We start from the raw sequence: 25,225 nt of genomic DNA, 5'->3' as shown, positions 1-25,225 counted from the left end.
CATCATGAGAGGTTTATTGTAAAGTTGTACAAAGGACTAATTCCTTTATAAAGCATTTTCCTCAAAAAATCAATTCATGAGACCTGTCAAGTCAGTTCTTGAACTAGATCTAAAGGGAATTTAATTATTCACCTTTATTTTTCTTGATGATTTCTTCAGAAATTGATTTAGGCACTTCTTCATAGTGATCGAAGTACATAGTGTAAGTACCGCGACCTTGAGTGTTAGAACGTAATGAAGTTGCGTAACCGAACATTTCTGAAAGTGGTACGAATGCACGAACCATTTGAGCGTTACCACGAGGTTCCATACCATCAACACGTCCACGACGAGCTGTTACGTCACCCATGATGTCACCCATGTATTCTTCAGGCATTAAGATTTCAACTTTCATCATTGGTTCTAAGATTACTGGATCTGCAACTTTAGCAGCTTCTTTAAGTGCTAATGAAGCAGCGATTTTGAAGGCCATTTCAGATGAATCGACATCATGGTAAGAACCATCATAAAGTTTAGCTTTAACGTCGATTAATGGATAACCAGCTAATACACCGTTTTCCATAGCATCTTTAAGACCAGCTTCAACTGATGGAATGTATTCACGAGGAACTACACCACCAACGATAGCGTTTTCGAATTCGAAACCTGCGCCAACTTCGTTTGGTGTGAATTCAATGTGAACATCACCGTATTGACCACGACCACCTGATTGACGAGAGAATTTACCTTGAACTTTAGCTGGTGTTTTGAATGTTTCACGGTATGAAACCATTGGTGCACCAACGTTAGCTTCAACGTTAAATTCTTTTTTCATACGGTCTACAAGAATGTCTAAGTGAAGCTCACCCATACCGCCGATGATAACTTGTCCAGTTTCTTCATCAGTGTGTGCATGGAATGTTGGGTCTTCTTCTTGTAATTTAACTAAAGCTTGAGTCATTTTATCTTGGTCAGCTTTAGATTTTGGTTCTACTGACAAGTGAATAACAGGTTCTGGGAATTCCATTGATTCCAAGATAATGTCATTTTTCTCACCACATAAAGTGTCACCAGTACCAGTTTCTTTAAGACCTACCGCAGCTGCGATATCGCCTGAGTAAACTGTGCTGATTTCTTTACGAGTGTTTGCGTGCATTTGTAATAAACGACCTACACGTTCACGTTTGTCTTTAGTAGAGTTTTTCACGTATGAACCAGAGTTCATAGTACCTGAGTACACACGGAAGAATGTTAATTTACCAACGTAAGGGTCAGTCATAACTTTGAATGCTAATGCAGCGAATTCTGCATCATCATCTGCTTTAGCAATGATTTCTTCATCAGGGTTGCTAGCACGATGACCAACGATTGGTTTAACATCTAATGGTGATGGTAGGTAGTCAATAACTGCGTCAAGCATTAATTGAACACCTTTGTTTTTGAATGCAGTACCGCAAAGTACTGGGTAGAATTCGATATCTAAAGTAGCTTGACGGATTGCTGCTTTCAATTCGTCAACTGAAATTTCTTCACCTTCAAGATATTTTTCCATTAAGTCTTCATTAACTTCTGCAACTGATTCGATTAATGTTTCGCGAGCTTCAGCTGCTTTGTCTTTGTAGTCTGCTGGAATTTCGATTTCTACGACTTCTTCACCAAAGTCACCATTGTATTGGAAACATTTCATTGTAACTAAGTCGATGATTGCTTCGAATTCGTCTTCAGCACCAATTGGTAATTGGATAGCTTGTGCGTTAGCATCTAAGCGATCGTGTAAAGTGCTTACAGCATATTCGAAGTTTGCACCGATTTTGTCCATTTTGTTTACGAATACGATACGAGGAACACCATAAGTTGTTGCTTGACGCCAAACTGTTTCAGTTTGTGGTTCAACACCTGATTGTGCATCAAGTACTGTAACCGCACCGTCAAGTACACGTAATGAACGTTCAACTTCAACTGTGAAGTCTACGTGTCCTGGTGTATCGATAATGTTGACACGGTGATCATGCCATTGTGCAGTTGTTGCTGCTGATGTGATTGTGATACCACGGTCTTGTTCTTGTTCCATCCAGTCCATTTGTGCCCCACCATCGTGAGTTTCACCAATTTTGTGGATACGACCTGTGTAAAACAAGATACGTTCAGTTGTAGTTGTTTTACCAGCGTCAATGTGAGCCATGATACCAATGTTACGAGTTTTTTCCAAAGAAAAGTCTCTAGCCATTGTATTTTTTCTCCTTCCAGTAATTACTTGAGTAAATACTTTAAATATGGCGATGCCCTAAGCATGCCGTGGAATATACCATTTGAACACGCTCAGGGTTAAACCTTGAATCTTACCAGCGGTAATGAGCGAATGCTTTGTTCGCTTCAGCCATTTTGTGTACATCTTCACGTTTCTTAACTGCGCCACCTGTGTTGTTAGCTGCATCTAAGATTTCGTTAGCTAAACGCTCTTCCATAGTTTTTTCACCACGAAGACGTGAATAGTTAACTAACCAACGTAAACCTAAAGTCGTACGACGTTCTGGACGTACTTCTACAGGTACTTGATAGTTAGAGCCACCTACACGGCGAGCTTTAACTTCTAATACTGGCATGATATTGTTGATTGCTTCATCGAAAACTTCCATTGCATCGCGACCACTGCGTTCTTGTACAAGGTCAAATGCTGAATAAAGAATTCTTTGAGCTGTTCCGCGCTTACCATCTAACATGATTTTGTTAATCAATTTAGTCACTAACTTAGAGTTGTGAATTGGATCTGGTAAAACGTCTCTTTTTGGTACTGATCCTTTACGAGGCATAATCAGAGTCCTCCCTTCATATTATAGTATAATCTCAAAATTTATCTCGAAAATTTACGTAATCTTAAACTTATTTTTTAGGACGTTTTGTACCGTATAATGAACGGCTTTGCATACGACCATCTACACCTGAAGTATCAAGTGCACCACGAACGATATGATAACGCACACCAGGTAAGTCTTTTACACGACCTCCACGTACAAGTACAACACTGTGTTCTTGTAAGTTATGGCCGATACCAGGGATGTATGCGTTCACTTCGATGTTGTTTGATAAACGAACACGCGCATATTTACGTAACGCTGAGTTAGGTTTTTTCGGTGTCATTGTACCAACACGAGTACACACGCCACGTTTTTGTGGTGAGTTCAAGTCAGTAAATTGTTTTTTCATACTATTAAAACCTTTGTTCAAAGCTGGTGAATCTGATTTCTTAACTTTGCTTTTTCTTGGTTTACGTACTAATTGGTTAATTGTAGGCATTTAAGATGTCCTCCTCTCCTGTTTTATAATCCCACACATCCAGGTGGTTCATTTTTAGGTTAAATAAAATTTAGTAAGCGTAATTACTTACTAATTCTCATTTCAATAGAGCAACGACTGCTGCATCTACGTTGATACCTGCATATTCTCCTAAAGCTTTCTTGCTTTCGAAAAATGAAACAGATATTTCGCTATGATTGATCTTACTTAACACGTCTGTTAGCAAATAAACTTCAACGTCTTGAGCAATAATCAATGATGTAACTTGGTTCTTCTTGAGTGCTTTAAGTGTCTCTTTCAAACCAACAACACTATGGTGTTTGTTTAAGCGTGCAACTTTTTCATTAGACATTGATTATCCTCCAAAGTTCTGCTTGCATCAACCTTTATAATAGTAACACTTTCCATAGGTTGCGTCAACACAATTATTTAATATAGTGCCGACTTTTTTAATGATAACAAATTCGGAGAAAATTTCAACAGATATCCGTAATCATCTCAATTATTTTGAATAAAAGAAAGCCAATACCAGCCTTCTTATTCAGAAAGCGGTATTGGCTGATAATTTATCTTAATTTTATTATTGCGGTGTATTTGTGTCCGCTGCAAGTTCCTCAACTGCTTCTTTCACTTGAGGGTCGATATGTTTTTCGTATTTAGCTTCGCTATAACGTCTCATACCAGTACCTGCAGGAATCAATTTACCGATAATAACGTTCTCTTTAAGACCAAGTAAGTCATCACGTTTACCTTTGATAGCTGCATCTGTAAGTACACGTGTTGTTTCTTGGAATGATGCTGCAGATAAGAAGCTTTCTGTTTCAAGAGACGCTTTCGTAATACCAAGCAATACTGGTTTAGCAGTTGCTGGACGTTTGCGGTCTTTGAATGCTTCTCTGTTGGCATCTGTGAAGTTGTGGATGTCTACTAATGAACCTGGTAATAGTTTTGTATCCCCAGCTTCAATGATACGTACTTTACGTAACATTTGACGAACCATAACCTCAACGTGTTTATCGTCGATTTCTACACCTTGCATACGGTAAACTTTTTGAACTTCTTTAAGCAAGTAGCTTTCTGTCGCATTTAAGCCAGCTACTGATAAGTAGTTCTTAGGTTCAATAGAACCTTCAGTTAAGACTTCCCCGCGTTCAACGTGTTGGCCTTTTTCAACTTTAAGACGTGAAGTACCTGAAGCAAGATATGATCTTGTTTCATTTGCACCTTTAATCACGATTTCTTGTTGACGGTCTTTCGCAAGTTTGATGTCTTCGACTGTACCTTCAATGTCAGTGATAACTGCTTGACCTTTAGGGTTACGTGCTTCGAAGATCTCTTGGATACGTGGAAGACCTTGAGTGATATCGCTTCCGGCTACCCCACCTGTATGGAAGGTACGCATTGTAAGCTGTGTACCTGGTTCACCGATAGATTGCGCTGCGATTGTACCAACCGCTTCACCCACTTCAACTTTTTCACCAGTCGCAAGGTTTTTACCGTAACATTTTTCACATACACCATGACGTGTATTACATGTGAATGCTGAACGGATGTACATTTGGTCAATGCCTGCATCTGTAATGCGTTTTGCGATTTCTGGTGTAATCAATTGATCTGGTTTCACAAGTACTTCATCTGTCTCTGGATGACGTACTGTTTCTTTTGAGTAACGACCTTCAATACGTTCGATGAATGGTTCGATCATTTCTGTACCTTCTTTAATGTCAGATACAAGCAGACCACGGTCAGTTCCGCAATCTTCTTCACGAACGATAACATCTTGTGCAACGTCAACAAGACGACGAGTAAGGTAACCTGAATCGGCAGTTTTAAGTGCTGTATCGGCAAGACCTTTACGCGCACCGTGAGTAGAGATGAAGTACTCTAACACTGTTAAACCTTCACGGAATGAAGATGTGATTGGCAACTCGATGATTTTACCAGATGGTGCGGCCATCAGACCACGCATACCGGCTAACTGTGTGAAGTTAGATGCGTTACCACGGGCACCAGAGTCACTCATCATGAAGATTGGGTTCGTTTTTTCTAGGGATTTCATCAATTTACCTTGAATTTCATCCTTAGCATCTGTCCAAATTTCAACGACAGCATTGTAACGTTCTTCTTCAGTGATTAAACCACGGTTATATTGTTTTTGAACACGTTCAACTAATTTTTCGTGTTCATCTAAGATTTCTTGTTTATCAGGTAATACCACGATGTCAGATACACCAACAGTGATACCTGCTTTAGAAGAGTATTTGAAACCTAAGTCTTTCATACGGTCAAGCATCATTGACGTATCAGTAATACTGAAGCGATTGAACACTTCTGCAATGATATTTCCTAAGAATTTTTTGTTGAATGGTTCAACAAGTTCTTGGTCCTCAAAGTATGCTTTTAAGCCGCCTTTGCCTAACTCAGTTGCGCTGACAAAGTATTTATCAGGTGTTTTATCTTCTAAGTTTGTTTGTGTCGGTTCATTAATATAAGCAAATGAATCCGGAATGATTTCGTTAAAGATAACTTTTCCGACAGTAGTCGTTAAGATCTTACGATTTTGTTCTTCAGTGAATGTAGGGTTGTGGAATGCACCTGCATGTACACCGATACGTGTATGCAAGTGTACATAACCATTTTGGTATGCTTTCAACACTTCATTTGCATCATTAAAGATTGCACCTGTATTCACTGCATCTTTACGTTCTAAAGTTAAGTAATAGTTACCAAGTACCATATCTTGTGATGGTGTAACGACTGGTTTACCGTCTTTAGGGTTCAAGATGTTTTGCGCTGCAAGCATTAACATACGTGCTTCTGCTTGCGCTTCTTTAGATAAAGGTACGTGAACGGCCATTTGGTCACCATCGAAGTCAGCGTTATAAGCTGTAGTTACCAATGGATGTAAACGAATCGCACGACCTTCAACTAATGTTGGTTCGAACGCTTGGATACCTAATCTGTGCAATGTTGGTGCACGGTTTAGGAGTACTGGGTGTTCTCTGATAACATCTTCTAAAACATCCCATACTTCATCTTCCATACGTTCAATTTTGCTTTTCGCATTTTTGATGTTTGTCGCAATTTCGCGTTGAACTAATTCTTTCATTACGAAAGGTTTGAACAACTCTAATGCCATTTCTTTAGGCAGACCACATTGATACATTTTAAGACCTGGACCTACTGCGATTACAGAACGACCAGAGTAGTCAACACGTTTACCTAATAAGTTTTGACGGAAACGACCTTGTTTACCTTTCAACATGTGTGAAAGTGATTTTAAAGGACGGTTACCTGGACCAGTTACTGGACGGCCGCGACGACCATTATCGATTAATGCGTCCACCGCTTCTTGCAACATACGTTTTTCGTTTTGAACAATGATACCAGGTGCACCTAAATCTAATAAACGTTTCAAACGGTTATTACGGTTGATAACACGACGGTATAAATCGTTCAAGTCACTTGTCGCAAAGCGTCCACCGTCTAATTGAACCATTGGACGGATTTCTGGCGGGATAATTGGAAGTACATCCAAAATCATCCATGAAGGTTCGTTGCCGGAGTTTCTGAATGATTCAACAACTTCTAAACGTTTGATTGCACGTGTCAATCTTTGTCCAGTTGCTGATTCTAATTCAGTACGTAAGTCTTTCAACTCTTCATCTAAGTCAATTTCTGCTAATAGGTCTTTGATACCTTCAGCACCCATTTTCGCTACGAATTGACCTGGGAATTTATCATAGTAATCTCTGAATTCTGCTTCAGAAAGTAATGATTTCTTCTCAAGACCTGTTGGGCCTGGATCAACCACAACATATGACGCGAAGTAGATAACTTCTTCAAGTGATCTTGGAGACATATCTAATAATAGACCCATACGACTTGGGATACCTTTGAAGTACCAAATATGTGAAACAGGTGCCGCAAGTTCAATGTGACCCATTCTTTCACGACGTACTTTTGATTTAGTTACTTCAACACCACAACGGTCACAAACCATGCCTTTGTAGCGAACACGTTTGTACTTACCGCAACTACATTCCCAGTCTTTTGTAGGACCAAAGATTCTTTCACAGAATAAACCATCTTTTTCAGGTTTTAAAGTACGATAGTTGATTGTTTCAGGTTTCTTAACTTCACCGTATGACCATGAACGAATCTTTTCAGGTGAAGCAAGGCCGATTTTCATATAATGGAAATTATTTACATCAATCAAGGAGCCTACCTCCTTCAATTTAGATTAGCTGTGCTATTTGATTGATAAATGATCAATAAATTGAAAAATATTAAAGGTGCATAAAGGCAATGCAGTACATTGCCTAATGCAGCCTTGCAATATTTGGATTTTTAACATTACGCTATTTGCTTATTGAACACCGAAATGAATTAGTCAGTTGTTTCTTTTTGTGATTCAGGAATTGAAGATTGTTGGATGTTTACTTTATGATCGTGCACATCGTCTTCATCCATATCTGACATTTCAATTTCTTTATCATTTTCATCCATGACTTTAACATCAAGACCTAAACTTTGTAATTCTTTCATCAATACGCGGAATGATTCTGGAACACTTGGTTTAGAGATGTTTTCACCTTTAACGATCGCTTCATAAGTTTTCACACGACCAACAGTGTCATCAGATTTATAAGTTAGGATCTCTTGCAATGTGTATGCAGCACCGTATGCTTCAAGTGCCCATACCTCCATCTCACCGAAACGTTGTCCACCGAATTGTGCTTTACCGCCAAGTGGTTGTTGTGTAACAAGTGAGTATGGTCCAGTTGAACGCGCGTGTAATTTGTCGTCAACCATGTGTGCAAGTTTCAACATGTACATTACACCGACAGAGATACGGTTATCGAATGGTTCACCTGTACGTCCATCGTATAATACAGTTTTACCATCTCTTGCCATACCTGCTTCTTCGATTGTAGACCAAACGTCATCATCGTTGGCACCATCGAATACTGGTGATGCAACATGGATACCTAAGTTTTTAGCCGCCATACCTAAGTGTAATTCAAGTACTTGTCCGATGTTCATACGTGATGGTACACCTAGTGGGTTCAACATGATATCGATTGGTGTGCCGTCTGGTAAGTAAGGCATATCTTCTTCAGGAACAATCTTAGAGATAACCCCTTTGTTACCGTGACGACCGCACATTTTATCCCCAACGTGGATTTTACGTTTTTGAACGATGTAAACACGTACTAATTGGTTTACACCTGGAGATAATGAATCATCGCCATCTTCACGATTGAAGACTTTGACATCTAATACGATACCGCCTGCACCATGTGGTACACGTAATGACGTATCACGAACTTCACGTGCTTTTTCACCGAAGATAGCGTGTAATAAACGTTCTTCTGCAGTTAATTCTGTCACACCTTTAGGCGTAACTTTACCAACTAAGATGTCGCCATCTTTCACTTCAGCACCTACATAAACGATACCACGTTCATCTAAGTTTTTAAGTGCACTTTCAGCTACGTTAGGAATATCACGTGTAATTTCTTCAGGTCCTAATTTTGTATCACGTGCCTCAGATTCATATTCTTCAATATGAATAGAAGTATAAACGTCATCTTTAACAAGACGTTCGCTCATGATTACAGCATCCTCGTAGTTATAACCGTCCCAAGTCATGAATCCGACTACAACGTTACGTCCAAGTGCCATCTCACCAAGTTCCATTGAAGGACCGTCAGCTAAGATTTCACCTTGAGATACAACGTCGCCGACTTTAACGATTGGGCGTTGGTTGTAACAAGTACCAGAGTTAGAACGTTTAAATTTAGCTAATCTATACGCATCTACTTCACCTTCGTATTCTTGACCATCTTCTTCAATAATACGACGTACTTTAATTTCGTTAGATTCTACATGTTCTACACGACCAAAATGCTTGTTGATTACAGCAGCACCTGAGTCACGTGCAGCAACATGTTCCATACCTGTACCTACAAATGGAGATTCAGGGTTCATCAATGGTACTGCTTGACGTTGCATGTTCGCACCCATTAACGCACGGTTAGAGTCATCGTTTTCTAAGAATGGGATACATGCTGTCGCAGCAGATACAACTTGTTTAGGAGAAACGTCCATGTAGTCCATTTTCTCTCTATCCATAGTTGTGTTGTTACCACGGAAACGACAAACGATTTCTTCGTCTAAGAAATGACCTTCGTCATCTAAACGTGAGTTCGCTTGCGCAACAACATAGCTGTCTTCTTCGTCTGCAGTAAGGTAATCGATTTGATCAGTTACTGCGTTTCTATCATGGTCAACTTTACGATATGGCGTTTCAATGAAACCAAATTCATTCACACGCGCATAGCTTGATAATGAGTTGATTAAACCGATGTTTGGACCCTCTGGTGTCTCGATTGGACACATACGGCCATAGTGAGAGTAATGCACGTCACGTACTTCCATTTGTGCACGTTCACGTGTTAAACCACCAGGTCCAAGGGCAGATAGACGTCGTTTATGTGTCAACTCTGCTAATGGGTTCGCTTGGTCCATGAATTGTGATAATTGAGAGCTGCCAAAGAATTCTTTGATAGATGCAATCACTGGACGAATGTTGATTAATTGTTGCGGTGTAATAGAATCTGTATCTTGAATAGACATTCTTTCACGAACGACACGTTCCATTCTTGATAAACCGATTCTGAATTGGTTTTGAAGTAATTCGCCTACTGAACGTAAACGACGGTTACCTAAATGGTCAATATCATCTGTTTGACCTACACCGTACAATAAGTTGAAGAAGTAAGACATAGATGCAACAATGTCAGCTGGTGTAATGCATTTCACTTCTGAATCAGGGAATGCGTTACCGATGACTGTTGTTGTACGAGCTTCTTCATCATTTGGTACATAAATTTTAATTGATTGTGTTTCAACAGGTTCATTTACGATGCTGTCATCTAACTCATCTACTTCGATGTTTGCGTTAGATTCTAAAACATCCATAATTTCGTCTAGTTTACGACGGTCTAAAACTGTGCCTTCTTCAGCAACAATTTCACCTGTTTCAGTATTAACAATCGGTTCAGCCAATTTTTGGTTGAATAAACGATGTTTTAAATGAAGCTTTTTATTCATTTTATAGCGACCAACGCTTGCTAAGTCATAACGTTTTGGATCGAAGAAACGAGAGTAAAGCAAGCTTTTCGCGTTTTCTACTGTAGGTGGTTCGCCAGGGCGTAAACGTTCATAAATTTCTAATAATGCTTGATCTGTATTTTCAGTACCATCTTTTTCTAAAGTGTTGCGTAGGTATTCGTTGTCACCTAATAAATCAATAATTGATTGATCAGTTGAATAACCTAAAGCACGTAATAATACAGTCAATGGTAATTTTCTAGTTCTATCGATACGAACATAAACGATGTCTTTAGCATCTGTTTCGAATTCTAACCAAGCACCACGGTTAGGAATTACTGTCGCATCATAATTTTCACGACCATTTTTATCGATTTTTTCATTGAAGTATACGGATGGAGAACGAACTAATTGTGATACAATAACACGTTCAGCACCATTGATCACGAAAGTACCTGTATCAGTCATTAATGGGAAATCACCCATGAAGACTTCTTGGTCTTTCACTTCTCCTGTTTCTTTGTTAATAAGACGCACTTTGACACGAAGAGGTGCAGCATAAGTTGCGTCGCGGTTCTTAGATTCCTCTAAATCGTATTTCGGTTCACCCAATCTATAATCTACAAATTCTAAAGAAAGGTTGCCTGTGAAGTCTTCGATTGGAGAAATGTCACGGAACATTTCTAATAAGCCTTCTTTTAAGAACCATTCATAAGATTTAGTTTGAATTTCAATAAGGTTTGGTAATTCTAAAACCTCAGAAATTCTCGCGTAATTTCTACGTTTACGATGTCTTCCATATTGGACAAATTTACCTGCCAAACAGATTCACCCCTCAAAAATTGTTCGAATGTCTCTTACATAATAAAATAAACAAAACGGTAACAAGACAAAAAGAAAACGGCAGCACACCCGATGACACCATTTTCTATTCTGCGTTATTAAAGATTTACTTTGTTATTTTATACGTAAAAGTACACACTTCTTGAACATAAATTTTTACATTCTATAACTATATCAGAAATAAATATGGTTGTCAATGGTCAACGCTTGCTTTTTAGAATATAATACCCTTTCTCTTTAGTAAGGGTTTCTACATTCCCAAATACAGCTTCCATTTTCTTTTTCGCAGAAGGCATACCTTGCTTTTTCTGAATTACAACGTACAATTCGCCTTCTGTTCTCAACTTCTCATGTGCGTCTTCTAAAATGCCATGAACAACTGACTTTCCTGCCCTGATTGGCGGATTCGTCACGATCATGTCACAAGAATTATCCGGAACTTCAGCTAAACCATCACTTTCTTTTATAGTGACATTTTCAATATGATTTTTCTCACTATTTTCTTTCGCCAAATCTAGTGCGCGGTGGTTCACATCCAACATGATGACATGGTGATGCGGTGATACTTTCGCAATCATCAAACCAATCGGTCCATATCCGCAGCCGACATCCACAACGGTTTTCTTCGGTCCAGGCGGATGTTCTTTTAAAAACGTACGAACCAATAAATCTGACCCGAAATCTATTTTCCCTTTAGAAAATACACCTGCATCTGTCACTAGATTCAATTCATTTTGATGATAATGATATTTAAATGTCTCTTTATGACTTTCAACTTCAGGATTTTTGTCATAATAATGACTCATGCTTACACCTCATTACTTTACATTAGAAGCTGTTCGAGTATACTCTTCTATTCAAACAAAGACAAGTCTACCCTTTACTTTAAGGATACACATTTCATCAGTCATTTGCTATAAATACAATTCGTTCTATAATGAGTTGCACTCATTAGAAAAACCCCGTTAACTCAATAACGGGGTTTTCATTTCTCAAAGAATTCAGGCTGTGAAACTGCGTTTCACACATTAATAATGGTTATTAGCCTCGTTCTCTTTTCATTTAGTTATTGGCTGTGTCAATAGAATTATTTTAATTCTACAGTTGCGCCAACTTCTTCTAATGCTTCTTTAAGTTTTTCAGCTTCTTCTTTAGGTAAAGCTTCTTTGATTACTTTAGGAGCGTTGTCTACTAATTCTTTAGCGTCTTTTAATCCTAAACCAGTTGCGTCTTTAACAGCTTTAACAACTTTGATTTTAGATGAACCAGCTGAAGTTAACTCAACGTCAAATTCAGTTTTTTCTGCTGCTGCGTCGCCGCCGCCTGCTGCACCTGCTGCTGCTACTGGAGCTGCTGCAGTTACACCAAATTCTTCTTCGATTGCTTTTACTAAGTCATTTAATTCTAATACTGACATTTCTTTAATTGCTTCAATGATTTGTTCTTGATTAGCCATTATATATTTCCTCCATTTTTTAAATAATTAATTGTTGGTACTGATTATTCAGCACTTTCTTCTTTAGATTCTCCAACTGCTTTAACCGCATAAGCGAAGTTGCGTACAGGAGCTTGTAATACAGAAAGTAACATAGAAACAAGACCGTCGTGTGATGGTAAAGAACCAACAGTTTTAACTTCTTCTGCTGTAATAACATTACCGTCCATAACGCCTGTTTTGATTTCTAAAGCTTCGTGTTCTTTAGCAAATCCAGAGATAACTTTTGCAGGAGCAACTACATCTTCAGTAGTTGTTGCAATAGCTGTTGGACCTGTTAAGAATTCGTCAAGACCTTCGATTCCTACTTGTTCAGCAGCACGACGTAACATAGTGTTTTTGTATACTTTGTACTCAACACCAGCTTCACGTAATTGTTTACGTAATTCTGTTACTTCTTCTACTGTTAAACCACGGTAATCAACGATTACTGTAGAAACTGAATTTTTAAGTTGATCAGCGATTTGTTCAACTAATTGTTTTTTAGCTTCAATAATTCCAGACATTTAGACACCTCCATACATATTTTGTTCGGTGCTTTTTTTGAGCTTTACCCAATAAAAAAAGCACTTTCACCCTACGGCAAAAAGTGCTTGAAAGTTTCATAGTTCACGTTCAAGTCAATTTTAGCCTCGGCAGGATCAAGTTTTAAGTTATCTCTAACTCCTACTGTCTTAGGTAAAATAATCACATTAACCAATATAACTGTTCCAATGTGATATGTCAATAAGTAATTAAAAAAACTAGAGAAAAAGTTTTCAGCTGTTTCAGATATGAATCGATACGATTGGCACTTTGCAACTTACACATTTTCTCTAGTTCTTAAATTTCATTTATATTATAGTTTGAAGCTTGCAGTATCTACTTTAACACCAGGACCCATTGTAGTTGAAACTGCAACAGATTTGAAGTAAGTACCTTTAGCTGAAGCTGGTTTAGCTTTTGCTAATACGTCTTGGATAGTGTTGAAGTTTTCAACTAAATCCTCAGTACTGAATGATACTTTACCGATTGAAGCGTGGACGATACCAGCTTTCTCAGCACGGTATTCTACTTTACCTGCTTTGATTTCTTCAACCGCTTTTTTAACATCCATAGTTACAGTGCCAGTTTTAGGGTTTGGCATTAAACCTTTAGGTCCTAATACACGACCTAATTTACCAACTTCGCCCATCATGTCCGGTGTAGCAACAACTACATCGAAGTCGAACCAGCCTTGTTGGATTTTGTTAGCGTATTCTGATTCGCCTACGTAATCAGCGCCAGCTGCTTCTGCTTCAGCAGCTTTGTCACCTTTCGCGAATACTAATACACGTTGTGTTTTACCAGTACCGTGTGGTAATACTACTGCACCACGGATTTGCTGGTCATTTTTACGAGTATCGATACCTAAACGGAATGCTACTTCTACAGAAGCGTCGAAGTTTGCAACGCTAGTTTCTTTAGCTAAGCTGATTGCTTCTTCAACAGCGTAATAAGTATTACGGTCAACTTTTTTAGCAGCATCTAGATACTTTTTACCTTTTTTAGCCATTTATATTTCCTCCTTTAGTGGTTTTAGCGGAATGTCCTCCCACATTACTTGCTTATGCAAGTTAAGAGCAGATGACCTTATGAGCTGTTCGCAATTTTTATTCATTGGATTAACTTTACTGTCATCTGCCTGTTTGTTTCAAGTTTCTGATTGTTATTCGTTTCGTCAGATGAGCAAACTCATCTTTACGCTATTATTCTACAATGATACCCATACTACGAGCAGTACCTTCAACAATACGCATTGCTGCTTCGATGTCTGCTGCGTTTAAGTCAGGCATTTTAGTTTCAGCGATTTCACGTACTTGATCTTTAGTTACTGTAGCAACTTTGTTTTTGTTAGGTTCACCAGAACCTTTTTCAACGCCAGCTGCTTTTTTAAGTAGTACTGGAGCCGGTGGAGTTTTAGTGATGAATGTAAATGAGCGATCCTCATATACACTGATTTCTACCGGAATGATTAAACCTGCTTGTTCTTGTGTTCTCGCGTTGAATTCTTTACAGAATCCCATAATGTTCACACCTGCTTGACCTAATGCTGGACCAACTGGTGGTGCTGGGTTCGCTTTACCTGCAGGAATTTGCAATTTAACTACTTTTTCTACTTTTTTAGCCACGATGTGCACCTCCTTGATATCGTGATGTGGTCACAGGGCTCATTTTTGCCCTCCCACTCTTAAAACATTTCGTGACGAAATGGCCTCCTTCTTCCAAAGGACGACCATAGTATTATATCATTGAAAAATTGTAAAATCAACACTTTTTCGAATTACAATTTTTCGATTTGATCAAATTCAACTTCTACTGGAGTTTCTCTGCCAAACATATCTACTAATACTGTAAGCTTGAATTTATCTGCTTCGATTTCTTGTACTTCACCGACTTGGTTGGCAAATGGACCTGACTTGATGCGAACTTGTTCTCCAACTTCTACTTCAACATCAATTGTTTTTTCTTTCATTCCCATTTGTTTTAAAATAAAGCGAACTTCATCCGGTAACAGCGGGTTAGGTTTTGATCCAGCACCTGCTGAACCGACAAATCCTGTTACACCTGGTGTATTTCTTACTACATACCATGACTCATCTGTCATAACTAACTCTACCAAGACATAGCCAGGGAAAGTTTTTTTCGTGATTTTCTTCGCTTTACCGTCTTTAACTTGTGTTTCCTCTTCTTCAGGTATGACAACTCTGAAAATCTGTTCTGTCATATTCATTGATTCAACACGTTTTTCTAAATTTTTCTTAACTTTATTTTCATAGCCAGAGTAAGTATGCACGGCATACCAACGCTTTGCTCCAACTTCTTCAGACATGCTGTCACTCCTCATTAACTAATTAATTCTATTAATCTACCGATTCCCAAATCTAAGGCATAGAAGAAGATTAAGAAAAATAATACTGTAACAATTACAATTGTTGTGTATTTCATGAGTTCTTGACCCGTCGGCCAACTCGTTTTCTCCATCTCAGATATAACGCCTTTGAAGAAACTCTCTTTTGGTGCTTTTGAATTTTTGTTTTTATCTTCAGCCATTGTCGTACCTCCAATTAATCAATAATTTCATCTTGGCCTTTTAGCAATTACTTCGATTCCTTGTGTACTGTATGCGCATTGCACGTTTTGCAATACTTCTTCAACACGAGTCTTTCTGCAAGGTTGCTGTTCTTTGGTACGGTATAGTTTCTATTGCCGCAAATTTCACAGTTAAGCGGGACTTTCTTCATAATACCTTCACCTTACCTATATTAAATACTCACTAACTATACATAAGAAACCCTCAAATTGTCAAACGTCTAGTGAATTGTAAGTTGTATCTATAAGTGTAACGAAACGCAATCATGCATCCAATAATGCCTGCATTTTACGCAGCTTCACTTTACTACGATGAAGGGCGTTATAAACTGCCTTTTCACTTAAATCCATCGCTTGTGCTGTTTCACTTGGGGAATAATCATCCAATATATATTGTACTACTTCTCGCTCTAATTTGCTTAATTTCTTACAACAATTAAGCAGAATTTCTGAACGTTCTTTTGAAATGAGTTGTTCTTCGACAGATGGCAATTGAACATGATAACAACACGCCGCTTCTTGAATAAGACTATCTTGTTGTATTTTCAATCGTTTTTGCTTTCGATAATAGTCATACTTAGAAGTGCTGACTAAGCGATTGAAGTAATGTTCAAACGGTATGGTTTCTATCGTTTTAAAATGATAAATATTTCTGCTGATTCTTAAGGAGATATCTTGTATCAAATCATCACAATCATGCGGTGCAATTGAAGGATGAATCAGCCGGCTCCGAATAAAAGGCTGCAACACTTCTAATAGTTGATGCATCGCTTGATCGTCATGCATTTGCGTAAGATGAATAAGAGAGACAATATCTTGAGGAACGGAAGTTTTCTGCATCGCGGTAAGTTCAATCCTTTCATAAAAGTGAACTTATCATAGCGAAACATTGCTGAAATAGGCAATGTACAGAAACTCTATTTATCTTGGTCTCCTCTTCTGATTTTTTCAAATTTCGATAACACTTCATCTGTGAGTTGGATACGTGTTCGAGGTTTATTATTATTGAACGTCTTCATCGTCGATTCAACGCTAGCTTCATTCAACTTGATATGCTGCCACATCTCTCGAGATGAAATACGATAAGCACCTGTTCCGAAGATTGCATGCTGCTCACTCATATCACTCGTAACAACAGCAATATGGGTTGTATGCTTATCATATAACCCATATACAAACCGTTCTATAAAGCTGTCAGCTGTTTCATTTTCTTTTGTGAAAATCGTTCGTACCCCATGGTAATAAAACTCACTTTCATTACCTTCTTGTTCATAAGCGTCAAAGACAACTATAACATCGTCTGCCACAGTCGCTTTATAGTTGCCAATTGCTAACAGCAACTTTTCTCTGGCTTCTTCTAAATTTTCTTTAGCCATTTCTGATAAAGCACGGCTATGACCAATCATATTGTAACCATCGATGATTAAATACCGATCCTTGTGCTTCATAGCTTATTCTCCAACCTGATGACGTTTTCGATAAATTTCATACATCATTAAACTTGCGGCAACCGATGCATTTAAACTATTAATATGTCCGACCATAGGAATTTTAATATAGAAATCACATTTCTCTTTAACGAGGCGACTCATACCATGGCCTTCATTACCGATAACGATAGCAATCGGCATATCTGCACTCATTTGACGATAATCTGTTGCATTATCAGCAGCTGTGCCTGCAATCCAATAACCTTCTTCTTTCAACTTATCCATCGTCTGTGCTAAGTTCGTCACTCGTGTCACTGGAATGTGTTGAATCGCACCTGCAGAAGCCTTAGCAACGGTTTGTGTCAAAGCAACAGAACGACGTTTCGGTATAATGACGCCATCTACGCCTGTCGCATCTGCAGTTCTTAAAATAGAACCTAAATTATGCGGATCCTCTAGACCATCTAATAGCATTAAAGCAGGTAAATGGTCTTGTGCTTTAAGGTTTGCTAATAAGTCATCTAACTCTACATATTCGTATGGTGCAACCAATGCTGCGACACCTTGATGCGGTGCTTCAGCTAATCCGTCTAATTTCGTTTTTGGGACGGTTTGCACAATCAATTTTTGCTTTTTTGCATTTTTTAAGATTTCATCAAGTTGTTGCTTTTTCACACCATCTTGAATCAATATCTTATTAATAGGATGCCCAGAAGTAATGGCTTCTTTCACGGCATGTCTTCCTACAATGACTGAATCTTCCACATCCTCACTCCCTTTCTTCAACTTCAGTTACAATACGTTCAAGCAAAGATTCTAGTCGGCCTGATTGATGTTCTAAATATAAGAAGCCAATCACCGCTTCCAACCCTGAGCTTTTACGATACGTCTGAATATCTGTATTTTTCGCTTTGGTATGACTTTTCGCATTACGTCCTCTGCGTACAATTTCTAATTCTTCTTCAGTAAACCAATCCGACGCAATCAAACTTTCTAACGTAATCGCCTGACTTTTCGCAGACACAAAACGCTTTGCTTGTTGATGTAGTCGATTTGGTTTCGCACGCAATTTAAGAATGATATGCGTTCTGACATATTGATCTAAAACTGCATCCCCCATATATGCTAATGATAATGGGTTCAGCAGTTTGATATTTTCTTGATTATCCACGTTTGAATCTCACGCCTTGTGGTGTGTCTTCAAGGATAATATTTTGTGCTTTTAATTCATCACGAATTTCATCTGCACGTGCATAATCTTTGTTTTGACGTGCTTGATTACGTTCTTCGATTAATGCTTCAATTTCTTCATCCAACAATTCATCTTGTTGTCTGCCTTTTAATGGAATACCTAAAACATCACTGAAGATTTGGTACACTTCTTTGAAGCGTTCAATAACTTTTTTAGACGTTGTATTTTCCATCACATATTTATTCGCAAGTTTAGCTAAATCATACCAAGTTGTAATCGCATTAGCTGTATTGAAATCATCGTCCATAACCGTTTCGAATTGTTTTAACAATGCATCGATTTGTTCAATGTAATTTGATTGATCTTCAATATCTGATGCAATTGCTTCTCTTTCTTCAATCGCTTGATAACTATTACGGATACGTTCTAAACCAGCTTTCGCAGATTCAACCAATTCCATATTATAGTTGATTGGACTGCGGTAATGTACACTAATCATAAAGAAACGTAATACATCAGGATCCACTTCTTTAATAATGTCATGTACTAAGACGAAGTTGCCTAATGACTTACTCATTTTTTCATTATTGATGTTAATGAAACCATTATGCATCCAGTAATTCGCAAATGGAGCATGGTTATGTGCTTCAGATTGTGCGATTTCATTTTCGTGATGCGGGAACTGCAAGTCGCTGCCGCCTGCATGGATATCAATTGTTTCACCTAATTCATGATATGCCATGACAGAGCATTCGATATGCCAGCCTGGACGTCCTTTACCAAATGGGCTGTCCCAACTGATTTCACCTGGTTTGGCTTTTTTCCATAACGTGAAGTCTAATGCATCTTCTTTTTGTTCACCAGATTCAATACGTGCACCTACTTTTAAGTCATCAATAGATTGATGGCTTAATTTACCGTAACCTTCAAATTTACGTGTTCTGAAGTAAACATCGCCTTCACTTTCATAAGCATAGCCTTGGTCTACAAGCTTTTGAATAAACGCAATAATGTCATCCATATGATTCATCACACGCGGGTTAGATGTCGCTTTTTTGACGTTCAATGCTCCTGTATCTTCATAGAATGCTTGAATATAACGATCAGCAATTTCTTGCACGCTTTCATTCAATTCTTTTGAACGTTTGATTAATTTATCATCTACGTCTGTAAAGTTTGATACATAATTAACAACATAACCTTTATATTCAAAGTAACGACGTACAACGTCATAGTTAATAGCCGGACGTGCGTTACCGATATGAATATAGTTATATACAGTCGGACCGCAGACATACATCTTAACTTTGCCTTCTTCTATCGGTTTAAACGGTTCTTTCTGTCTCGTCAATGTATTATATAATGTAATCATCTTGAATCTCTCCATTCTTCACTTGCTCTAGTTGTTTTTCTAATTGTTTCATTTGTTCGTAAATCGGATCTGGTAAGTTGAGATGATCAAAGTTTTTACCGATGCGTTTACCGTGTTGTTTCACAATATGGCCAGGAATACCGACAACTGTTGAATAGCTTGGCACATCCCTTAACACAACTGAGTTTGCACCAATATTAACGTTAGAGTCTACTTTGATATTACCTAAAATCTTTGAACCTGCTGCTATTAAGACATTATCGCCGATGTCAGGGTGACGTTTGCCTTTTTCTTTACCTGTACCACCTAATGTAACACCTTGATAAATTGTGACGTTGTCGCCAATCGTACAAGTTTCGCCGATGACAACACCCATCCCATGGTCAATAAATAATCGTTTGCCGATTTTAGCACCTGGATGAATTTCAATACCCGTGAAAAAGCGTGATATTTGCGAAATAATACGTGCAGCCACGTAGTGCTTTTTATTATAAAGTTTATGTGCTAATAAGTGATTCCATACTGCATGCAATCCTGCATACGTAGTTACTACCTCAAATGATGTCTTAGCTGCAGGATCTTGTTCGAATACCATTTTTATATCGTCTCTCATTCTTTTAAACAAGTTATTCCCCTCCTATTTATGACGAAAGCACCTCTAACAACTTAATGTCAGAGGTGCTTCGCACGGTTCCACTCTTCTTCAGCATATGAAACATTCGCTTTTCATATACTCTCTCAAATCCCGTATTTATCATTGTCCGAACCAAGGTGCATTCAATAATATTCAAGATGTGCTCGCAGCAACCGCACACTCTCTGACCTTGAATGATTATCTACTAATCCTCAGTAATTACTTTTAATAATAGGTGGTTTATGCCAAAAATTCAAGCAAGGTTACCCACTAAAATTATAGATATTTTTTTAAACGATTTAATACTTTTTCTTTACCTAATACTTCCATTGTATTCGGTAATTCCGGTCCATGCATTTCGCCTGTAACCGCAACACGAATCGGCATAAATAATTGTTTACCTTTAATGCCTGTTTCTTTTTGAACAGCTTTAATTGTTTTCTTAATTTCTGCCGCTTCAAATGGTTCTAATGCTTCTAGTTTACCGTATAAGTGTTCCATCAATTCTGGTACTTGCTCACCATTGATGACTTCTTGTTCTTCTTCGTTCAATGCCACTTCGTCTCTGAAGAAGATTTCAGAAAGCGGTACGATTTCACCCGCATAACTCATTTCTTTTTGGTATAAACCAATTAATTTACGACCCCAGTCTAAGTCTTCTTCTGAAGGTGAATCTGGAATCAAGCCAGCATTAATTAAGTGTGGTAATGCTAATTCAAAGACTGTTTCTGAGTCTTTTTGTTTCATGTATTGGTTGTTTACCCAAGCTAATTTTTTCTTATCGAAGAATGCTGGTGATTTTTGCAAACGATTTTCATCGAATAATTTAATGAATTCTTCTTTAGAGAAGATTTCTTCTTCACCTTCTGGTGACCAGCCAAGTAATGTGATGAAGTTGAATAATGCTTCAGGCAAGTAGCCTAAATCACGATATTGTTCGATGAATTGCAAGATTTGTCCATCACGTTTACTTAATTTTTTACGTTGTTCATTCACGATTAATGAAATATGACCGAAACGTGGGGGTTCCCAACCGAATGCTTCATAAATCATTAATTGTTTTGGTGTATTTGATACATGGTCATCACCGCGGATAACATCTGAGATTTCCATATAATGGTCATCTGCTGCTACCGCAAAGTTATACGTCGGCACACCGTCTTTTTTCACAATAACCCAGTCGCCGATATTATCAGATTCGAATGACACTTCGCCTTTAACCATGTCATCAAATTTGTATACTTTGCCTTTTGGAACGCGGAAACGAATTGAAGGTTTGCGTCCTTCTGCTTCAAACGCTTCTTGTTCTTCTTTTGTTAAATGTGCGTGTTTGCCGCCATAACGCGGTGTTTCGCCACGCGCAATTTGGCCTTCACGTTCTGCTTCTAATTCTTCTTCAGTCATATAACATTTATACGCTTTATCTTCTGCTAATAATTGTTCTACTAAAGGATCATAGAATTTACTACGTTCAGATTGACGATACGGACCATAACCATTGTCTTTATCTACAGACTCGTCCCAATCAAGACCTAACCATTTCAAGTTGCTGAATTGAGAAGATTCGCCGTCTTCTAAGTTACGTTTTTTATCCGTATCCTCAATACGTACGACAAAGTCCCCATCATAATGTTTAGCAAATAAATAGTTGAATAGTGCTGTTCTAGCGTTTCCGATATGCAAGTAACCTGTTGGACTTGGTGCATATCTGACTCTTACGCGTTCGCTCATTATTTCGTTCACTCCTGTATTTTTAGATTATTGATTAAAAAAGTTAGAGACATCAACTACCCCTATCCACTAAAGAGATAGTGATACTTCAGAATGTGCTTAAGTATTCATGATAATGCGTGGTCAAAAGCAGAAACAAGATTGATCTGTTTGACTGACATAAATAGCCAGGCAATTCTGTACCCATTCTTACTTATTGTAGCATTACAAGCCTTATTTGGTAAGCCCATTTGCTTACTCAGATGAACTCTGATTATACTACTGTTCCATGTGAAACAACGAACATTCACTGTTGAATTAATTTCGCAAAGACAATCCGTCCAGATGACGTTTGTAAAATACTCGTAATTTCGATTTTAACATGCTGTCCAACTAAGGATTTCGCATCGTCAATCACAACCATAGTACCATCTTCTAAGTAACCGACACCTTGTCCTGGTTCTTTACCCATTTTCGTGATTAACAAATTCATATGATCTCCTTGGCGTACAGCAGGTTTCACTGCTTCAGACAAGTCATTGACGTTCAATACCTTAATGCCTTGTACACGTGAAATTTTGTTTAAGTTGAAATCTGTCGTAATTAAATCCGCTTTATATTTATGTGCCAGTTTAATCAACAATGCATCAATATGATTATAAGATTTCTGCGGATGGATAATACGAGAAGGATGGTCCGCATCGTGGATTTGATTTAATATATCCAGACCGCGTTGTCCTTTTTCTCGTTTAACACTATCTGTAGAATCTGCGACCACTTGCAGTTCATTAATGACACCTTGCGGAATCAAAATCTCTCCGTCTAAAAAGCCGCATTTGATAATATCTAAAATTCTGCCGTCAATCACTGCACTTGTATCTAACACTTTAGGGTTTGCACGTAATGCATTCATTGAGGCAGAGCGCGCCATCTTCTCTGGTAAAAAAGCCAACATCTCATCTCGCTTCTTCAAGCCGAATTGGAAACCTAAATAACTCAAGAATACTGTAATAATAATAGGAAGAACATGAAGGAATAAAGATGATCCGATAATATTTAAAATAAAAGCAATCATTACAGAGATAAAGAGCCCCATAATTAAACCGATGGCCGCAAAGAGAATTGCAATTGCGCTGTGCCGCATAATAAAACCTTCTAATTTACGTAAAGCTTTGGTAATTTTAGTAATGAACAAACCAAATACAATAAAGAACAGCATCATGCCAATGATGCCGGCAATATATTTATTCGTCAGCCACACATAATGATCTGCCAAACCTAAATCACGTGCGATATCAGGTATGATTAATATCCCAAGACTGACGCCTAAAATCATATAACTGATGATGACAATTGTCTTTACAATGTTCATCTGATAACCTCCTTTCTCTCTGTGGTATCAGCTTTTCATCAATGCGAAATTCAACGCTTCGTGTACACTTGTTACACCGATAACTTGAATATTATCCGGGAAGTCCCAACCTCCTATATTGGTTTTAGGAATGATCACACGTTTGAACCCTAATTTCGCTGCTTCTTGCACACGCTGTTCAATACGTGAGACACGTCGAACTTCACCTGTTAAACCAACTTCACCAACAAAACAGTCCATGCCATTAATCGGTTGGTCTTTAAAACTAGAAGCTACTGCTGCAATAATGGCTAAATCAACCGCCGGTTCAGTTAAACGAACACCGCCTGCGACTTTGACATACGCATCTTGTTGCTGCAACAAGTAACTTTCTTTCTTTTCTAACACTGCCATTAATAAATTTAAGCGGTTATGATCAATACCAGTTGCCATACGTCTTGGGTTGTTAAACGTTGTCGGTGTCACTAAAGCTTGTACTTCAATTAGTAATGGACGTGTGCCTTCCATCGTCGGTACAATAGTAGAACCTGCCACATTGGTTGAACGTTCTTCTAAGAACATCTCTGACGGGTTTTTAACCCCTTTTAAGCCGCTATGTTTCATTTCAAAGATGCCCATTTCATTCGTAGAACCGAAACGGTTCTTCACTGCACGCAAAATTCTGTATGCATGATGTTCATCGCCTTCAAAATACAAAACCGTATCTACCATATGTTCAAGTAAACGTGGACCCGCAATTTGACCTTCTTTTGTTACGTGCCCCACGATGAAGGTTGCGATATTCATTTGTTTCGCAATGCCCATTAAAATTTGCGTACTTTCACGTACTTGTGAAACAGATCCCGGTGCTGAACTGATTTCTGGATGATAGACTGTTTGAATAGAGTCCACAACAACCAAGTCCGGTTGTGTTTGTTTGACTGCTTCTTTAATCACTTCTAAATCTGTTTCCGCAAATACATTCAATTGACTAGAGTCTTCTTCTAAACGATCGGCACGTAATTTCGTTTGATTCAGTGATTCCTCACCCGTAATATAAAGTAACTTTTTATTTTGGGATAACGCTGAACAAATTTGAAGTAACAAAGTCGATTTCCCAATCCCTGGGTCCCCGCCGATTAACACGAGTGAACCTTGGACAATACCGCCGCCTAGCACGCGATCAAATTCTTTAGAACTTGTATGAATACGCGGTGTAGATTCATGTTGGACATCATTTAATTTTGTTACTTTAGCGGTTTGTTCTCTTGTACGCATCCCTCTGCCACTTGGCGCTTCTTTTTGCGTCATAACTTCTTCCATTTGGTTCCAAGCACCACAATTAGGACATTTACCCATCCATTTCGGCGATTGGTAACCACATGCCATACATTCAAATGTCACTTTCTTTTTTGCCAAATTTACACCACCTCATTTTCCGTGAAAAACATATCTATTTTACACCCTCTAAGGATTAAAAGCTATGATTGATTATTTATTATTCTAAACCTGAAAACACATTTCACACAATCATCTGATTCTTATCTTTAACCTCATCATACCAAACTTCTTCAAAACCACATATTATATTCTCTTTAAACTATCAAAATCACAACATATAAAAAGACTCCTTTTAAGCAGTGGTGTTATACATTCTGCTTAAAAAGGAGTCTTTATCTATTTCACGCATCTAAC

23 protein-coding genes and 1 other annotated feature are annotated in these 25,225 nt (G+C 38.2%); all 23 genes read right to left on the bottom strand.

Annotation, left to right across the window (positions count from 1 at the left end):
* Window positions 1-124: 124 nt before the first annotated feature.
* The 23 genes from fusA to radA all read right to left on the bottom strand — a co-directional run bounded on the left by fusA (window position 125) and on the right by radA (window position 24,949).
* The gene (gene fusA, locus ACFCT9_RS11100) at window positions 125-2,206 is read right to left on the bottom strand and encodes an elongation factor G (protein WP_412519292.1); all 2,082 of its coding nucleotides are present in this window, start codon (window positions 2,204-2,206) and stop codon (window positions 125-127) included.
* A gap of 112 nt (window positions 2,207-2,318) precedes the next feature.
* Window positions 2,319-2,789: a 30S ribosomal protein S7 gene (gene rpsG, locus ACFCT9_RS11095; protein ID WP_002481335.1), complete on the bottom strand. Its 471-nt coding sequence runs from the start codon at window positions 2,787-2,789 to the stop codon at window positions 2,319-2,321.
* Between the two features lie 70 nt (window positions 2,790-2,859).
* Window positions 2,860-3,273, bottom strand: coding sequence for a 30S ribosomal protein S12 (rpsL, locus tag ACFCT9_RS11090; RefSeq protein WP_412519289.1), 414 nt, complete (start codon window positions 3,271-3,273; stop codon window positions 2,860-2,862).
* 97 nt (window positions 3,274-3,370) lie between these two features.
* Window positions 3,371-3,625, bottom strand: a complete 255-nt coding sequence (locus tag ACFCT9_RS11085) for a ribosomal L7Ae/L30e/S12e/Gadd45 family protein (protein ID WP_412519288.1) — start codon at window positions 3,623-3,625, stop codon at window positions 3,371-3,373.
* Window positions 3,626-3,853: 228 nt separating this feature from the next.
* Window positions 3,854-7,465 carry a DNA-directed RNA polymerase subunit beta' gene (gene rpoC, locus ACFCT9_RS11080; RefSeq protein ID WP_412521671.1) on the bottom strand — a complete coding sequence of 1,204 codons (3,612 nt, stop codon included), beginning with the start codon at window positions 7,463-7,465 and terminating at the stop codon, window positions 3,854-3,856.
* Window positions 7,466-7,662: 197 nt separating this feature from the next.
* Window positions 7,663-11,214, bottom strand: a complete 3,552-nt coding sequence (rpoB, locus tag ACFCT9_RS11075) for a DNA-directed RNA polymerase subunit beta (RefSeq protein WP_412519286.1) — start codon at window positions 11,212-11,214, stop codon at window positions 7,663-7,665.
* Window positions 11,215-11,435: 221 nt separating this feature from the next.
* On the bottom strand, window positions 11,436-12,041 hold the full coding sequence (locus tag ACFCT9_RS11070; RefSeq protein WP_412519284.1) for a class I SAM-dependent methyltransferase: 606 nt from the start codon (window positions 12,039-12,041) through the stop codon (window positions 11,436-11,438).
* A gap of 281 nt (window positions 12,042-12,322) precedes the next feature.
* Window positions 12,323-12,691: a 50S ribosomal protein L7/L12 gene (gene rplL, locus ACFCT9_RS11065; RefSeq protein WP_412519282.1), complete on the bottom strand. Its 369-nt coding sequence runs from the start codon at window positions 12,689-12,691 to the stop codon at window positions 12,323-12,325.
* A gap of 44 nt (window positions 12,692-12,735) precedes the next feature.
* Entirely contained in the window at window positions 12,736-13,236 is a 501-nt protein-coding gene (gene rplJ, locus ACFCT9_RS11060) for a 50S ribosomal protein L10 (protein ID WP_412519280.1), read from the bottom strand.
* 45 nt (window positions 13,237-13,281) lie between these two features.
* Window positions 13,282-13,427: a sequence feature (ribosomal protein L10 leader region), on the bottom strand.
* A 141-nt stretch (window positions 13,428-13,568) separates the two neighbouring features.
* Window positions 13,569-14,264, bottom strand: coding sequence for a 50S ribosomal protein L1 (rplA, locus tag ACFCT9_RS11055; RefSeq protein ID WP_412519279.1), 696 nt, complete (start codon window positions 14,262-14,264; stop codon window positions 13,569-13,571).
* A gap of 193 nt (window positions 14,265-14,457) precedes the next feature.
* The gene (gene rplK / locus ACFCT9_RS11050) at window positions 14,458-14,880 is read right to left on the bottom strand and encodes a 50S ribosomal protein L11 (RefSeq protein WP_412519278.1); all 423 of its coding nucleotides are present in this window, start codon (window positions 14,878-14,880) and stop codon (window positions 14,458-14,460) included.
* Window positions 14,881-15,032: 152 nt separating this feature from the next.
* Entirely contained in the window at window positions 15,033-15,581 is a 549-nt protein-coding gene (gene nusG / locus ACFCT9_RS11045; protein ID WP_002481325.1) for a transcription termination/antitermination protein NusG, read from the bottom strand.
* 14 nt (window positions 15,582-15,595) lie between these two features.
* Complete coding sequence (gene secE, locus ACFCT9_RS11040; protein ID WP_412519276.1) at window positions 15,596-15,802, bottom strand: preprotein translocase subunit SecE; 207 nt, start codon at window positions 15,800-15,802, stop codon at window positions 15,596-15,598.
* A gap of 47 nt (window positions 15,803-15,849) precedes the next feature.
* Window positions 15,850-15,993 (bottom strand): 50S ribosomal protein L33, encoded by a 144-nt coding sequence (gene rpmG, locus ACFCT9_RS11035; RefSeq protein ID WP_107604674.1) that lies wholly within the window; start codon window positions 15,991-15,993, stop codon window positions 15,850-15,852.
* 112 nt (window positions 15,994-16,105) lie between these two features.
* Entirely contained in the window at window positions 16,106-16,681 is a 576-nt protein-coding gene (locus tag ACFCT9_RS11030; protein ID WP_412519275.1) for an RNA polymerase sigma factor, read from the bottom strand.
* Between the two features lie 77 nt (window positions 16,682-16,758).
* Entirely contained in the window at window positions 16,759-17,289 is a 531-nt protein-coding gene (locus tag ACFCT9_RS11025) for an NYN domain-containing protein (protein WP_412519274.1), read from the bottom strand.
* 3 nt (window positions 17,290-17,292) lie between these two features.
* Window positions 17,293-18,036 (bottom strand): 23S rRNA (guanosine(2251)-2'-O)-methyltransferase RlmB, encoded by a 744-nt coding sequence (rlmB, locus tag ACFCT9_RS11020; protein ID WP_412519272.1) that lies wholly within the window; start codon window positions 18,034-18,036, stop codon window positions 17,293-17,295.
* Between the two features lie 4 nt (window positions 18,037-18,040).
* The gene (locus ACFCT9_RS11015) at window positions 18,041-18,391 is read right to left on the bottom strand and encodes a Mini-ribonuclease 3 (protein WP_412521670.1); all 351 of its coding nucleotides are present in this window, start codon (window positions 18,389-18,391) and stop codon (window positions 18,041-18,043) included.
* Between the two features lie 43 nt (window positions 18,392-18,434).
* Complete coding sequence (gene cysS, locus ACFCT9_RS11010) at window positions 18,435-19,835, bottom strand: cysteine--tRNA ligase (protein WP_412519270.1); 1,401 nt, start codon at window positions 19,833-19,835, stop codon at window positions 18,435-18,437.
* Entirely contained in the window at window positions 19,819-20,448 is a 630-nt protein-coding gene (cysE, locus tag ACFCT9_RS11005; RefSeq protein WP_412521669.1) for a serine O-acetyltransferase, read from the bottom strand. The genes cysS and cysE overlap by 17 nt, the downstream gene beginning before the upstream one ends.
* A gap of 297 nt (window positions 20,449-20,745) precedes the next feature.
* Window positions 20,746-22,200 (bottom strand): glutamate--tRNA ligase, encoded by a 1,455-nt coding sequence (gene gltX / locus ACFCT9_RS11000; protein WP_412519269.1) that lies wholly within the window; start codon window positions 22,198-22,200, stop codon window positions 20,746-20,748.
* Between the two features lie 286 nt (window positions 22,201-22,486).
* Window positions 22,487-23,551, bottom strand: a complete 1,065-nt coding sequence (locus ACFCT9_RS10995; protein WP_412519268.1) for a PIN/TRAM domain-containing protein — start codon at window positions 23,549-23,551, stop codon at window positions 22,487-22,489.
* 27 nt (window positions 23,552-23,578) lie between these two features.
* Complete coding sequence (radA, locus tag ACFCT9_RS10990) at window positions 23,579-24,949, bottom strand: DNA repair protein RadA (RefSeq protein WP_412519267.1); 1,371 nt, start codon at window positions 24,947-24,949, stop codon at window positions 23,579-23,581.
* Window positions 24,950-25,225: the final 276 nt, after the last annotated feature.

The organism is Staphylococcus simulans (assembly GCF_047037175.1).
Lineage (GTDB): Bacteria > Bacillota > Bacilli > Staphylococcales > Staphylococcaceae > Staphylococcus > Staphylococcus simulans_C.
The sequence above is the reverse complement of the archived record's forward strand: the minus strand, read 5'-3'. Positions and strand labels throughout refer to the sequence as shown.